Origin of the sequence: Rhodococcus sp. SG20037, from assembly GCF_031763325.1 — a bacterium.
Taxonomy (GTDB): Bacteria; Actinomycetota; Actinomycetes; order Mycobacteriales; family Mycobacteriaceae; genus Rhodococcus_F; species Rhodococcus_F qingshengii.
Genome location: NZ_CP134497.1, coordinates 1,615,312 through 1,629,002, shown reverse-complemented (window position 1 = coordinate 1,629,002; position 13,691 = coordinate 1,615,312). Strand labels below are relative to the sequence as shown.

17 protein-coding genes and 1 riboswitch are annotated in these 13,691 nt (G+C 63.8%); of the genes, 6 read left to right on the top strand and 11 right to left on the bottom strand.

The window, feature by feature from the left end:
- Positions 1 to 29 precede the first annotated feature (29 nt).
- Positions 30 to 620, bottom strand: a complete 591-nt coding sequence (locus tag RHP72_RS07635; protein WP_042926201.1) for a LytR C-terminal domain-containing protein — start codon at positions 618 to 620, stop codon at positions 30 to 32.
- Positions 621 to 673: 53 nt separating this feature from the next.
- Positions 674 to 1,024 carry a DUF3263 domain-containing protein gene (locus tag RHP72_RS07630; RefSeq protein WP_311094532.1) on the bottom strand — a complete coding sequence of 117 codons (351 nt, stop codon included), beginning with the start codon at positions 1,022 to 1,024 and terminating at the stop codon, positions 674 to 676.
- Positions 1,025 to 1,268: 244 nt separating this feature from the next.
- On the opposite strand from RHP72_RS07630, the gene RHP72_RS07625 reads away from it, so the two are divergent.
- The 3 genes from RHP72_RS07625 to RHP72_RS07615 are packed head-to-tail and all read left to right on the top strand — an operon-like array spanning position 1,269 to position 3,637.
- The gene (locus tag RHP72_RS07625; RefSeq protein WP_003945053.1) at positions 1,269 to 1,868 is read left to right on the top strand and encodes a peptide deformylase; all 600 of its coding nucleotides are present in this window, start codon (positions 1,269 to 1,271) and stop codon (positions 1,866 to 1,868) included.
- A gap of 40 nt (positions 1,869 to 1,908) precedes the next feature.
- Complete coding sequence (locus RHP72_RS07620; RefSeq protein ID WP_082661430.1) at positions 1,909 to 2,820, top strand: N-acetyltransferase; 912 nt, start codon at positions 1,909 to 1,911, stop codon at positions 2,818 to 2,820.
- Positions 2,821 to 2,836: 16 nt separating this feature from the next.
- Positions 2,837 to 3,637, top strand: coding sequence for an exodeoxyribonuclease III (locus RHP72_RS07615; RefSeq protein ID WP_003945060.1), 801 nt, complete (start codon positions 2,837 to 2,839; stop codon positions 3,635 to 3,637).
- A 44-nt stretch (positions 3,638 to 3,681) separates the two neighbouring features.
- On the opposite strand, the gene RHP72_RS07610 is transcribed toward RHP72_RS07615, so the two are convergent.
- On the bottom strand, positions 3,682 to 4,032 hold the full coding sequence (locus RHP72_RS07610; RefSeq protein ID WP_003945052.1) for a GNAT family N-acetyltransferase: 351 nt from the start codon (positions 4,030 to 4,032) through the stop codon (positions 3,682 to 3,684).
- 237 nt (positions 4,033 to 4,269) lie between these two features.
- Here RHP72_RS07610 and thiD point away from each other — a divergent pair, with 237 nt between their 5' ends.
- A complete protein-coding gene (thiD, locus tag RHP72_RS07605) occupies positions 4,270 to 5,112 on the top strand; it encodes a bifunctional hydroxymethylpyrimidine kinase/phosphomethylpyrimidine kinase (RefSeq protein ID WP_003945044.1) in 843 nt (280 codons plus the stop codon).
- A 4-nt stretch (positions 5,113 to 5,116) separates the two neighbouring features.
- On the opposite strand, the gene RHP72_RS07600 is transcribed toward thiD, so the two are convergent.
- From RHP72_RS07600 to thiO, 7 genes are all read right to left on the bottom strand, one after another.
- The gene (locus RHP72_RS07600) at positions 5,117 to 5,968 is read right to left on the bottom strand and encodes an adenylate/guanylate cyclase domain-containing protein (RefSeq protein WP_007730127.1); all 852 of its coding nucleotides are present in this window, start codon (positions 5,966 to 5,968) and stop codon (positions 5,117 to 5,119) included.
- A 113-nt stretch (positions 5,969 to 6,081) separates the two neighbouring features.
- Positions 6,082 to 7,533 (bottom strand): M20/M25/M40 family metallo-hydrolase, encoded by a 1,452-nt coding sequence (locus RHP72_RS07595; RefSeq protein WP_172827075.1) that lies wholly within the window; start codon positions 7,531 to 7,533, stop codon positions 6,082 to 6,084.
- Between the two features lie 132 nt (positions 7,534 to 7,665).
- Entirely contained in the window at positions 7,666 to 8,436 is a 771-nt protein-coding gene (locus RHP72_RS07590; protein WP_047268852.1) for an ABC transporter permease, read from the bottom strand.
- Positions 8,436 to 9,425 (bottom strand): ABC transporter ATP-binding protein, encoded by a 990-nt coding sequence (locus RHP72_RS07585; protein ID WP_058038516.1) that lies wholly within the window; start codon positions 9,423 to 9,425, stop codon positions 8,436 to 8,438. Before RHP72_RS07585 ends, RHP72_RS07590 begins: the two co-directional genes overlap by 1 nt.
- Positions 9,426 to 9,554: 129 nt before the next feature.
- Positions 9,555 to 10,307 carry a thiazole synthase gene (locus RHP72_RS07580; RefSeq protein WP_007726857.1) on the bottom strand — a complete coding sequence of 251 codons (753 nt, stop codon included), beginning with the start codon at positions 10,305 to 10,307 and terminating at the stop codon, positions 9,555 to 9,557.
- Positions 10,300 to 10,515: a sulfur carrier protein ThiS gene (gene thiS, locus RHP72_RS07575; RefSeq protein ID WP_003944402.1), complete on the bottom strand. Its 216-nt coding sequence runs from the start codon at positions 10,513 to 10,515 to the stop codon at positions 10,300 to 10,302. Before thiS ends, RHP72_RS07580 begins: the two co-directional genes overlap by 8 nt.
- Positions 10,512 to 11,591, bottom strand: a complete 1,080-nt coding sequence (gene thiO, locus RHP72_RS07570) for a glycine oxidase ThiO (protein WP_003944311.1) — start codon at positions 11,589 to 11,591, stop codon at positions 10,512 to 10,514. The genes thiS and thiO overlap by 4 nt, the downstream gene beginning before the upstream one ends.
- Positions 11,591 to 11,736, bottom strand: a riboswitch (TPP riboswitch). (Overlaps the previous gene by 1 nt.)
- Before the next feature lie 26 nt (positions 11,737 to 11,762).
- Between thiO and thiE the strand changes: the two genes are divergently transcribed.
- Together thiE and RHP72_RS07560 are read left to right on the top strand one after the other, a co-directional pair.
- Positions 11,763 to 12,458 (top strand): thiamine phosphate synthase, encoded by a 696-nt coding sequence (thiE, locus tag RHP72_RS07565; protein ID WP_007726855.1) that lies wholly within the window; start codon positions 11,763 to 11,765, stop codon positions 12,456 to 12,458.
- Between the two features lie 248 nt (positions 12,459 to 12,706).
- On the top strand, positions 12,707 to 12,838 hold the full coding sequence (locus tag RHP72_RS07560) for a hypothetical protein (RefSeq protein ID WP_003944354.1): 132 nt from the start codon (positions 12,707 to 12,709) through the stop codon (positions 12,836 to 12,838).
- 92 nt (positions 12,839 to 12,930) lie between these two features.
- Here the strand turns inward: RHP72_RS07560 and RHP72_RS07555 are convergent, their stop codons facing one another.
- The gene (locus RHP72_RS07555) at positions 12,931 to 13,545 is read right to left on the bottom strand and encodes an NUDIX hydrolase (RefSeq protein ID WP_063314811.1); all 615 of its coding nucleotides are present in this window, start codon (positions 13,543 to 13,545) and stop codon (positions 12,931 to 12,933) included.
- Between the last annotated feature and the right edge of the window lie 146 nt (positions 13,546 to 13,691).

Here is a 13,691-nt window from a genome sequence, read left to right as displayed (position 1 = left end):
CGACGGGTCAGTTCCACCTTCACGACCGGTCAGTTGGAGGTCACGATCACGATCACACCAGGTGACGCGTTCGCGATGCCGGCGAATCGAGGCTCTGCGGAGACTCCGAGTTCAGCCGCGATCTTCTGCGCCGCTGCCTTCTCCGCCGCGGACGATCCGTAATACACCGTCGTCGTACTGACGGTGCCCTCGCTGTAGTTACCCGTCTCCTCGACGTTCCAACCTGCTGCCGTCAATTCCTCGGCGGTGCCTGCTGCCAGACCGGAGACGGTGCTGTTGTTGAGAACTCGAACGCTGACATTCGACGTGTCGGTGCCGCTCGCGGAGCTGGAAGTCGTGGTCGTCGCAGTTCCCGAGGGTCGCGACGTGGTGGTGGTATCGCCCGAAGCGGGTTGTGTCGTCGCTGCCGGCTTGGTGGTGGCCGGCGCGGGGGCGCTCGTCGTGGCAGACGCCGAGGATTCGGTCTGCTCTGCTGCGGTGTTCTCGTCGCCCGATCCACCGTCGCTCGATCCACCCAGTGAGGCTGCTCCGAGACCGATGAACACGATCGCCAACGCGATCAACACCATGGCGATTGCGCGAAGCGGAGGTCCGGACGGCTGCTCTTTCGGGGTACTCACGATGTCGACCTTATCGCCAGTGCGTGGACAGCCCGATCATATGTACGCGTGATTCAGGTGACCTCGAAGCCGAGGCGACGCGCGACCCTGGCCTTCTGACGGCTGGCACGCAGACGACGCAGGCGCTTGACCAGCATGGGATCAGCCGCCAAGGATTCGGGGCGATCGACCAAGGCGTTGAGAACCTGGTAGTAGCGGGTTGCCGACATGTCGAACAACTCCTTGATGGCTTCTTCCTTCGCACCGGCGTACTTCCACCACTGACGCTCGAAAGAGAGGATGTCGTGCTCCCGGCGGGTGAGGCCGTCTTCGCCGACCTCGTGCATGCCTGCTGTATCTACTACCGAATCGTCGGCGCCAGTGCCTTCGGACTGGTTCCGACTACGCGCGGTTGCGCCGTCCATGTCACTCCTCGACTGCTGTGCTCGGCGTCAGCGAGACTCGTATGCCCGGTGTTCTTTTTCCGACCGAATTCTCGCGGCCGTGAGTTTCCCGGTCCCCTGGCCCGAAGGTAACTCACAATTTCCCCCGCGGCCCACGTTCCGACCGAGCAACGAATTACATCGCTGTTCTTCAGCAACCATTGAACCATGATCGAGTGTGCGGGCCGTGATAACTACGCGGGCGCGCCGCACTATCCTTGTCCGCATGGCTATCCTCCCCATCCGAATCGTCGGCGACCCGGTACTGCACAAGGCGACAGAGCCGGTCACTCAGTCCCCGGCCGAGATCGCCGAACTGATCGCAGACATGTACGAGACGATGGACGCTGCCAACGGCGTCGGTCTGGCGGCCAATCAGGTCGGTGTTCCACTGCGAGTCTTCGTCTACGACTGCCCCGGCGACGACCGCAGCAGCGAGCGTCGACGCGGCGTCGTCGTGAACCCGGTACTCGAGACGTCCGAAATCCCCCAGACGATGCCCGACCCGGACGAAGACTTCGAGGGTTGCCTGTCCGTTCCCGGCGAGCAGTTCCCGACGGGTCGCGCCGATTGGGCGAAGGTCACCGGCACCGACGCCGACGGCAACCCGATCGAGGTCGAGGGCACCGGATTCTTCGCACGGATGCTCCAGCACGAGACCGGGCATCTCGACGGTTTCCTCTACACGGACGTACTCATCGGCCGCAACGCGCGCGCTGCCAAGAAGATCATCAAGCGTTCCGGTTGGGGCAAGCCCGGTCTGACCTGGACGCCGGGGACCGTCGACGATCCGTTCGGTCACGACGACGACGATTACGAAGACTGAGAATTCTGCTCTGAACGGCAACATTTCGATCGGTAGCCGGGTGGTTTTGCGATACAAGCTCCCACCCGGCTATTCGCATCCCATGACCGACGTCATCGGCATCCTCGAGGGCGCCGATCCCATCGCCGTTCGCGCCGGCGACGGTCGGCTGGTCCAGGTCTCCGCCGATCAGGTGATCGCGCTCAAGAGTCTCTCGGCCCGCCCGATTCGCATCGGCGAGATTCGAAACCTCGAAACGGCTGCTGCGGCGGCGTGGCCGGGGGTCGAGCAGGCGTGGATCGACGGTTGGTTGCTGCGCGCCGGTCACGGTGTCACCGGTCGCGCCAATTCCGCTTTGCCGCTCGGCGGTGCGGGGGCGGTTGCCGGCTTCGACGCGAGCACCATCGAGCGGATACGCCAGTGGTTCGGTGACCGCGGACTGCCGACCCTGCTGCTCCTCCCCGATCGACTCGGCACCGCTCCGGACGGGTGGAGCAGCGAGAAGGAAACCATCGTGATGGCCGCCGATCTGGGCAATGTCACGCTGCCGCTCGGTCCTCCGGTCACCTCGTTCGCCGACCACCCCAACCACAACTGGCTGTCGATGTACGACGCCCACGGCGATCCGGCGTACGTCGAGGCGGTCCTCACGGCTGTCGTGGGCACTGCAACTTTCGGCGCGATCGGAAACACCGACACGACGCTTGCCATCGGGCGCGCTGCGCTCACCGAGGCACCCGACCACAAACGCTGGGTAGGACTGACCGGCATTCACGTCGCCCCTGAACACCGTCGTCACGGAATCGGGTCGCTGATCTGCGGAGATCTACTCTCCTGGGGTCGTGAGAACGGTGCGACGCACGCGTACCTCCAGGTTTCGGCGGACAACTTCGCGGCGATCGCGCTCTACGAGCAGCTCGGATTCGTCGAACACCACCGCTACCGATACGCCACCGATCCTGTCGGCGGCTGACGCTAGGCTTGCCCTCGTGCGCATCGCTACCTGGAACGTCAACTCCGTCCGTGCCCGTACCGACAGGATCATCGACTGGCTCGGTCGATCCGACGTCGACGTCCTGGCAATGCAGGAAACCAAGTGCAAGGACGAGCAGTTTCCGTACGAACGCTTCAAGGAAATCGGCTACGAGGTCGCCCACGTCGGGTTGAGCCAGTGGAACGGTGTCGCCATCGCTTCCCGCGTCGGCTTGGACGACGTGCAGATCGGATTCGAGGATCAGCCCGGATTCGACAAGGATCCCGAGGCAGACCCGGTCCGCGAGGCACGTGCGATCGGTGCCACCTGCGGCGGTGTGCGGGTGTGGAGCCTGTACGTCCCCAACGGCCGTGAGCTGGAAGACCCGCATTACGCCTACAAGCTGGATTGGCTGGCCAAGCTGCGCGACGACGCGGAGGGCTGGCTCAAGCAGGATCCCGACGCGCAGATCGCCCTGGTCGGCGACTGGAACGTCGCTCCCACGGACGACGACGTGTGGGATCCCGCTTTCTTCGAGGGCAAGACCCACACGTCGGAGCCGGAACGAGCTGCGTTCACCGCCTTCACCGAGTCCGGGTTCGCGGACGTAGTTCGCCCGTACACACCCGGTCCCGGCGTGTACACGTACTGGGATTACACGCAGCTTCGCTTCCCGAAGAAGCAGGGCATGCGAATCGACTTCATCCTCGGCTCACCGGCATTCGCAGCACGCGTCGAGGCGGCCGAGATCGATCGAAACGAGCGAAAAGGCAAGGGCGCCAGCGATCACGCTCCGGTGATCGTGAATCTCGGGTGATCGTGAATCTCGGAGCCTGATCGTCTGTTTGCACCCTCGGGCTTCTAGTCCTCGACGAGCAGTTCCAGATACTCGGGATGCTCGCCGAGGTACCGCTGAACATAGGTACACACGGGCCGTACCGACCATTCACGTTCACGGGCGCAGTCCATTGCGAACTGCACGAGTACGGCTGCCAGTCCCTGCCCGCCGTACTCCTCTTTGACAACGGTATGCATGTACGCAACCACGTCGCCCGCTTCGGCTCCGCTCCCCGAAATCTCGTCTTCGTCGCGGTATCCGAGGATGCCGACCAACTCGTCGTCGGAGAGCAGTTCGAATCGTTCGTGCGACGGATTGTCCACGAGCGTGACTTCCGGTGAGGTTCCGGTTTTCGAATTTTCGATGTCGTTCATTGCGGCGACCTCCACGGCACGATGTGCACCTGCGCGATCGGCGACAGCTGCGTTCGCACGCTCTCCATAACTGTGATCCATGCCACTCATAGAATCAGCTACCGACGACGCTGTCCCGGGTTCGACCAATTTTTGCACCGGGAACGACCGGATCGCAATCGCAGTTCGCGCCGTCGTTCCCGCGAGAGGTGGGACCGAGCTGCCGTTTCCCCAGGTCCGATCGGTAGGCTCGTCGTCGTGAAGCTGCTGCCCCTGACCCCCGCCGGACAGACCCCGATTCGGGCATTGACCATCGCCGGAACCGACTCCGGTGGCGGAGCCGGCATTCAAGCCGATTCCCGCACGATGGCGATGTGCGGAGTGCACGCCTGCGTGGCCGTCGCCGCGGTGACGGTCCAGAATTCGGTGGGAGTCAGCGGATTCCACGAGATTCCGCCGGAGATCGTCGCCGACCAGGTGCGCGTCGTGGTCTCGGACATCGGCGTCGGTGCGGCGAAGACGGGAATGCTCGCGTCGACGACGATCATCGAAGCGGTGGCCGCGGTTGCCGCCGAGGTTGGGATCGGCCGCGACCGTCCGATTCCGCTCGTGGTCGACCCGGTGTGCGCGTCGATGCACGGCGATCCGCTGCTGCACGAAGAAGCTCTCGACGCGGTCCGCAACACCTTGATTCCGGCTGCCACGGTGGTCACTCCGAACCTCGACGAGGTTCGGTTGATCACCGGTATCGAGGTCGTCGACGACAAGAGCGCCCGCCAAGCGGCAGAAGCGCTGCATGCGCTCGGCGCTCAATGGTCCATCGTCAAGGGTGGCCACCTTCGTACTTCGGAGTTGTCCACCGACCTGTTGTTCGACGGCGACCGTTTCCTCGAATTCAGCAGTGCCCGGATCGACACCGGCAACGATCACGGTGGCGGAGACACGCTGGCTGCTGCGATCACTTGCGCTCTCGCACACGGCTATTCCGTTCCGGACGCGGTGGCGTTCGGCAAAGAGTGGGTGACCAAGTGTCTCGAGGCGTCGTACGACCTCGGCGCGGGACATGGTCCGGTGTCCCCGCTCTGGCGGCTCCAGGTTTAGTGCGCTAGTTCCGGCGCACGCGCCAGATTCCCAGGTCGACGGGAACTCCGTTGGGCGTTGTGGCGAAAAACCCTCGCCGCCATGGCCGGATCGTGAGATCGAGATCCTCCAGGGTGCCGGCTTCGAGTTCCTCGAGAGTTGTCGCCGACATCATGACGTTGCCGTCGCCGCCCAGGCCCATCATGCGGGCGGCGATGGTCACGTCGACGCCGAGCCAGTCGTCACCGATCTGACGCGGGGTACCCGTGTGTAGGCCGACGCGCATGCGTGGGGTGTATCCGTCGAGATCGACTTCCGCGAGCGCGTCCTGCGCGGTGAACACCGCCTTCAAAGCCGCATCCGGGCGAATGAACACTGCCATCAGACCGTCGCCCATCCGTTTGACGACGTGTCCGCCGTTGTCGGTGATCGGAGTTTCCACGGCCTGCGCCACCGCACGCAGAAGGGTCAGCGTCGCGCCGTCACCGGCTGCGAGCGACCAGGTGGAGAAGCCCACCAGATCGGTGAAGACGATGGTCAGTTCTTGATCGCCACGTCCGCGGCCCATCTTTTCCAGCGCTGCCTGCCACACCTGCAGTGCTCCGAGGCTCACTTCGCGAGTGGCTGCCGGCTTCTGATCGAGCAATCTGTCAGCGACGCGCGCCACGGCGCGGGCACCGCCGGGGCCGGCGAGCGAGAGCGGATCCCCAAACCCTGGATCACCGGGTAGTGCCCGCCTGAGGCGTCGTAGCGCGTCGATGAGCTGCTGCCGACGGTTAAGTTCTGCCGCAGAGTTCAAGACGACGTCGACGACGCCTCGAACCGACGAGGAAGAAGCACCTGCCGTGTCGGTGTTCTCCGGGGACAGATCAGCCATAACTCAAGCGTAACTCAGAGTTACAGACAGTGTGCTGCCGCCGTTCTCGCACAGTGGCCTCCTGGTCGCTCGCACAGTCGATCATTCGGTCAGTCGATCATTCGGTCAGTCGATCATTCGGTTCTGGCCTGTGTCCGGGCATCGCCGACGGGAACTCCGTTCGGCCCGCTCAAATCCTGGGCATACGTCGCAACTCCGAAGGCTACTGCAGAAGCGTTGGCAGCGAGCGCTTCGCGATCGATGTTCGCGAGGTTGTCCTGGGCACTGTGGTAGTTCGGGTCGAAAGTCTCCTCCGCCTCTCCGCCCCACTTCTCGGCCTGTGCCGGCGTCTTGCGCTCGTCCGCGCCGCTGAACACGCCACCCGCCGGGATCCCGATCTCGATGAACGGGCCGTAGTCGGAGCGCCCGTCGAAGTCCGTTCCGTCCGCCGCAATCCCTCGCCCGGCGAGAAAATCGACGAAGGTGCGCTCGATGCCCGCCGACCCCTCGGGCCCGGGCCCCTCCCCGACGGCATCCGAGTTGTCGCCGTCGTAAGCCAGGTATCCGGCGTTGGGCGAACCGAGCATGTCGAAATTCAGGTACAGGGCGATGTCGGCCCGTTCCTGATCGCTCAGACCCTCGACGTAGCGGGTGGAGCCGACCAATCCCACTTCTTCCGCTCCCCAGAAAGCGAAACGCACGGCATTCTCGATGCTTGGTGCGCTTCCCATCTGCAGCGCGGTTTCCAGCACGGCTGCGGTGCCGCTTCCGTTGTCGTTGATTCCGGGACCTTCCGGCACACTGTCCAGGTGGGCGCCCACGACAACCACGTTGTCGGTCGCGCCGGTCTTGGTCTGTGCAATCACGTTGCGCGACTTCGTCGTTTCCGTCGACGTGTCGAGAATCAGCGTGAGGTCTCCGGGCGCTGCGGCAAGAGCCTCGCCCGACGCCTTGCTCACCCCGCCGGTCGGAATGCGGGCGTCTTCGGGTTCACCCAAGGTAGCCCCGCCCAGCATTGCGTCCTCGTTGTTGGCAACCAGCAACGCCGCCGCGCCGCGATCAGCGGCGATCTTCTGCTTGTCGCCGAACGGGCACACTCCACGGGTGACCAGCACGATGGCACCGTTCACGTCGCGGCCGTCGTAGTCGGTGGCCTCGCAACCGGGGGTCTCGTCGGCGGGAATCGCCACCAGACGCGCCGTGATTCCGGTCGGTCCCGTGGAGGTGGAATATGTCAGCGCCCGCACCGGAACATCGGAGCCGTCAGCGGCTTTCAGGGATTCGGTGCCGGGATCGAAGGAGCTGAAGTCGAATTCCGGGGTGCTGACCTCGAAACCCTTGTCTTCGAGCAGGTTTGCCACGTAGTCGACACTGGCGTCGTAGCCGGGGGTACCGGCCGATCGATTGCCCTCGTTGTTGGCGGCGATCTTCTCGAGTTGCTCCAGATGCCCGGTCACGGCGTCGACCGTGACGGTCTCGGAGAATGCAACCGGGTCTGTCGGGACGGCCGCTTCACTTCCCGACGAGCATCCACTCACCACGAGTGCTCCAGCCATTGCGACCACAACCACACCGAAGAGTCTCATCTTCGGAGGATATCGGCCGAAGCACAGGAAAGGGACCCAGTACGAATGGTTTTTCGTACTGGGTCCCTACTCTGCTGTCACTCCTGGTTCTCGGTAGGTCTCCCGACAACACCTACCGAGGGAGCGACAAGATCAGGCGTCGCGACGATTCACGATGACGATACTTGCTCCGAAAATCACCAGAACGAAGGCCGCGAAGTAGATCAAGCTGCCCCAGGGTCCCCAGTGGAAGTCGACGCCACCGCTGCTCGCACTGAGGAAGTGGTTTGCATTCGCGAACGGCAGGAACGGGGTGATCTTCTCGCCGAAGCTGCCGAACAGTCCGAACAGGCTCTCGATGAGCAGCGGCCAGAGCAGGAGCAACGCAATTGCGCCGGCCGACTGGCGAATGATCGATCCGACGCCGACAGCGAGAATCACGCACAGGAAGGCGTAGATCGGGATGCCGTAGATCGCGCGCCAGTCACTGCCGCTCGACAGGGTCAATCCGGCACTCGCCTCGGTACCGGCGATGGCCTTGGCCATGGCGTACGCGCCGAAGGCGAGAACAAATGTCAGTACAGCACCGAAAGCACCGATGAGGCCGGCTTTGGCGATCAGAACCGAGGCACGGTTCGGAACGGCCTGGAAGGTGGTGCGGATGGTCCCGAAGCGGTACTCACTGGTGACCGCGAGGGCCGCCATGATCATGAGAACCATGATTCCGAAACCCGAGATGCCGGCCGTGGCAACGGCGGTGTCGAGGTCCGGTGCTCCCTGGACGTCGGAGGACGTCAGAGCCGACTTGGCAACCGCGCCCATGATGGCCGCGAAGCCGAGCGCGAGCACGACGATGATGACCGAGCACCACAGCGGCGACTTGGTCGTGGTGATCTTGATACGTTCAGCACTGAGAACAGCCATTACAGTGCACCTCCCATAGCCTGCTGCGTGTTTGCCTGCTGTGTATTTGCGTGGTGTGCACCGACACCCGGATCGATACCGGATGCGTGGTACTGGACATCGTCCCCGGTCAACTTCATGAACGCATCCTCGAGCGACCCCTGCTGAGAAGCCAACTCGTACAACACGATTCCCTGCGAACCAGCTAAACCACCGATCACATCGGTGGTCGAATCCACGACCACCAATGCCGGGGCAACGCCGGAACCGTCTTCACGCACCGTCAGCCCCTGCGAGAGCAACACACTGCGCAACGCATCGAGCTGTGGGCTGCGCACGCGCACCGTCGACTCCGACGAACGATCCACGAACTCCGCGACCGTCGAATCCGAAATCAACCGACCCCGACCGATCACCACCAACTGCTCCGCCGTGAGCGCCATCTCCGACAGGAGGTGACTCGACACCAGCACCGTGCGGCCCTCGGCCGCCAACCGCTGCATGAACTTACGAATCCAGACGATGCCCTCCGGATCGAGACCGTTGACCGGCTCGTCGAACAACAACACCTTCGGATCCCCCAACAACGCACCCGCCAACCCCAGACGCTGCGACATACCGAGCGAGAACCCGCCGGCCTTCTTGCCCGCCACCTCGGACAATCCGACCAACCCGAGCACCTCGTCGACGCGGGACTTCGGGATCCCGTTCGAAGCAGCCATCCACTGCAGATGTGCACGCGCACTGCGATTGGGGTGCACCCACTTCGCATCCAGCAACGCGCCGACAGTCCGCAACGGCGTCTTGAGCTCGCGGTACGGCTTGCCCTCGATCAACGCCGCACCCGACGTCGGCTGATCCAAACCCAGGATCATCCGCATCGTCGTCGACTTACCTGCACCGTTCGGGCCCAGAAAGCCCGTCACGATGCCCGGCTTGACCGTGAACGACAAATCGTCCACCGCTTTCGTCGGTCCGTAAACCTTGGTCAATCCCCTCAGTTCAATCATGAGGAGAACTTTGCCCTACCGGCAATGACCAGCACATCGGCCACAGGTCTAGTTCCGAGTGGTACTCAGGTAGGACACGAAGCCGGACAATCCGGGCATAACCCTGAGAAAACACCCGGAAATGGTCCGTCAGGACGATGCTTGGGCCCAGAACCGCTTGGGAATCCGGCCGGCGTGACGCGCTTCGAAACCTGCTACCACTGCGTGCCGCATCGCCGACGCCATCAACGCGGGATTCTTGGCCCGCGTCACCGCTGTCGCAAGCAGGACGGCGTCGCAGCCCAACTCCATGGCAAGGGTGGCGTCGCTGGCCGTTCCGATTCCGGCGTCGAGGATGACGGGCACACCGGCGCGCTCGACGATCATCTCGATGTTGTGCGGATTCGCGATACCCAGTCCTGTCCCGATGGGTGAACCGAGCGGCATGACTGCCGCGCAGCCGACCTCTTCGAGGCGAAGCGCCAGCACCGGATCGTCCGTCGTGTACGGCAGGACGGTGAATCCGTCGTCCACCAATTGTTCTGCGGCGGAGACGAGTTCGATTGCGTCGGGCAGCAGAGTCCGCTCGTCGGCGATGACTTCGAGTTTGACCCAGTTCGTCTCGAGCGCTTCGCGTGCCAACTGCGCTGTCAGCACTGCTTCGGCGGCGCCCCGACACCCGGCGGTGTTCGGCAACGGTTCGATTCCGAGGCGACGAAGCAGGTCCAGAACGCCGGTGCCGCCGGCCGCGTCGACTCGCCGCATCGCGACGGTGGTCAGTTCGGTACCGGAGGCGACAAGCGCTTCCTCGAGCACCGCAAGGTTGGCGGCGCCGCCTGTCCCCGTGATGAGCCGGGAACCGAAACTGCGGCCCGCGATAGTGAGAAGGTCCTGCTCAGCCACCCTGCACCGCCGTGAGGATCTCGATTTCCCAACCACGTCCGACGGATTCGTCCCAACGCCCGCGAGGAAAGAGCGCACCGTCGACGGCGACGGCGATGCCTTTGCTCGGCAACTCGAGGTGCGTCAGAAGTTCGGTCACCGTGACTGCTCGATCGAACTCGAGATCTTCGCCGTTGACGGTGATCCCGATCGGGACCTGCTCACTCATGAATTTTCCTTAGCTACCGCGAACCGCTCGGGTTCGGTTCCTTTTACCTCGACCAAAGATGTGCCGTTCAGCAACGCGACCGTCGCATCGGCGGTGACGGGCGTCAGCAGGACTCCGTTGCGGCCGTGCCCGGTGGAGACGACAACACGATCGGACACGCGCCCGATCAACGGCAGGTTGTCCGGCGTCATCGGACGCAGACCTGCCGCGCACTCGTACAGTTCGTATTCGCCGATCGCCGGCATCAGTGCCTCGGCGTCGTTGATCAGGTCCCGTACTCCGGCCATCGTGACCTGTGTGTCCTCACCAGACTCGTATTGTGTTGCGCCGACGACGATTCCGTCACCGCGCGGGACGAGGTAGGCGGGCCGCCCGTGGACGCTTCCGCGGATGGTGCGGCTGGGCGCCGGGGTGACTCCAGGCCTACTGCGCAAGCGAAGGATTTCGCCCTTGACCGGGCGTACCGGTAGCCCGGGCCACAGCTTGGGTGACGCGATACCGGCGGTGAGCACTATCTGATCGGTATCGAGTTCGGCGAGGTCGTCGACGGCCCGCGCGATCAATTCGACGCCGGATTCCGCACAGGCCTTCTGCAACGCCGCCAGCAGAAGTCTGTTGTCGACGGCGGACTCACCGACAGCCATCAACCCCGACCGGATGCCCCGGCCCAGCATCGGTTCGAGTTCACGGATGCGCGCGCGACCGAGAACTTCGAGTTCGTGCCCCTGCGAGCTCACCCACTCGGCGATGGTCTGCAGGTCCTGCGCGTCGGCAGCGTCGAGTGCAACCGTCAGCGAGCTGTCCGCGGTGAAGACCGATTGCCCGAATTTTCCGAGCTCCTCGCCGAACGTCGGCCACCGTTCCAGGGACGCTGCACCGATTGTCAACGCGGTTTCTTCACCCGGCCAGCCTTCGGAAAGCGGGGCAAGCATTCCGCCCGCCACCCACGAAGCACCTGATCCAATGGACGGGTCGTACAACCGAACGGCCCACCCGTCGCGGGCTGCTCGCCACGCGATAGCGAGACCGATGACACCGCCGCCGACAACCGACACCGTACGAGCGTGTGTACTCACGAAACTCCACCTCCACTTCCTGCGCCGGCATGATCCGGGTCAGGTCTGACGGTCGGGATCTGGTCGCGATCCCCTCTCAGCCCTACGAACCTCGCAGTCACGACAAAAGTGACGACGACGTTTCAGGACTCCCGTGTCGAACCTTGCTCCCTAGAGGCTACCGTTTGCTCCGTGCACCCCACACATCCCAGTAACGACATCGACCGGCGCGAGCGCCTGGCAGCAGCACGGCTGTACCTGTGCACCGACGCGCGCCGCGAGAAAGGCGACCTCGCGCAGTTCGCCGAGGCAGCATTGTCCGGCGGAGTCGACATCATCCAATTGCGTGACAAAGGCTCTGCCGGTGAGCGCGAGTTCGGCCCGCTCGAGGCCAAGGACGAACTGGTGGCGCTGGGCATTCTCGCGGCCGCAGCGCGACGCCACGGCGCATTGTTGGCCGTCAACGATCGCGCGGATCTCGCGATGGCTTCCGGCGCCGACATCCTCCACCTCGGCCAGAACGACATTCCCGTCCCCTACGCGCGGACCGTTGTCGGTGAAGACGTCGTCATCGGCCGTTCGACGAGCAGTCGCGCGCAGGCGAGTCTGGCCGCCATCGAGGAGGGCGTCGACTACTTCTGTACCGGCCCGGTCTGGGCGACACCGACCAAACCGAATCGAAGTGCGTCCGGTTTGGAACTGGTTCGATCGACCGCCGACGCCGCACCGCCGCGGCCCTGGTTCGCGATCGGCGGCATCGACGAGGAACGTCTGCCGGAGCTGCTCGATGCCGGCGCCACGCGCATCGTCGTCGTGCGTGCAATCACGCAAGCATCGGATCCCCAGGCGGCCGCGCAACGCCTCGCCGCAGCCGTCGCTGGGCGCTGAAAGCCGGTAACTGGCGTTCGTCAAGTGTTTGCCGGGCGATTTCCGCACAGTTACGGGTCAGCACGCCTGACTCGAATTGTGAACGGAAGTTGTCCGATCAGACAACAAACTCCCAGTTCCTAGGTGCGATTGGATGTCCGAAAAGTCGGATTAAGTGATCTTGCTCACAGTTGCTTCGATTGCGTGTCACATCCCATTCGGTTTGTTGTAGTTTACCTCCAGTTACTAACTGAACCTAGGAGCACTAAATGGGATCCCTCGACACCGGCTCGCTCAGCACCGAATCGCTCGAAGACCTGAACCTCGGCAAGATCAGCGAGCTGCTCAAGCTCGGTATCACCGCGGTCAGCTTCATCACGGCGCTGAACTCGCTCAGCTGAGCCTCGTTTCGGTCGACGACCGAAACACCGAAGGGCCGGACTCCCGAGGAGTCCGGCCCTTCTGCTGTGTATGAACTGTGAAGACTCGAGTGCTACGACTGCGTACTCGACGCCTCGGACAGGTTCTGGTCACTGCCTGACTGCTCACTGCCTTGGTGGGAACTGCCTTGGTGGGAACTACCCGACAACCATCCGAATCCGCCGTCCTCGAGCACGACGGTGTGCGGATCGCCGTCCACGGCCACAACAGGCTCGGTCCGGAGGTCGGGCCATGAGGAACCGAAGCCCGGATGCAGCGGCAGTGAGTCGACGTCGGCTTCGCGTACCCACCGCAACTCGGTGCTCTCACCATTGGCAACCGTCGACAGTGGATGCGCCGCGTCAGCCACGACGGTGGTGTAAGTCCACCCGCTCTCGGCGCGCATCGTCACTACTTCCCCGCGGACACGGACGGCGTCCTCGGCGATACCTGCTTCTTCGTGTGCTTCCCGGACGGCAGCGTGCGTCGTGCTCTCGTGTGAGTCCCGCGCACCGCCGGGCAGTGCCCACGTTCCGCCCTGATGGCTCCACGCCGCACGATGCTGCAGCAAGACCATGGGTGATCCGTCCGAATCGGGGGCACGCAGAAGCAGTCCTGCAGCTCCGTGTTTACCCCAATGCCGAGTACCGTCCGATCCGATGGACCAACCGTCACCGTCACCACGCATCGACTACCTCGCTCCGCCTGCTCTCGCCGTTGTCCCACACTAACCGTTTCAAACTGCTCCAGGTGTAGGTGATGCTTATATGCTCGCGAAGATGCCCTGAATCATTTCTCGGCGGCATCATTTCTCGGTAGCCCGCCTACAGCGAA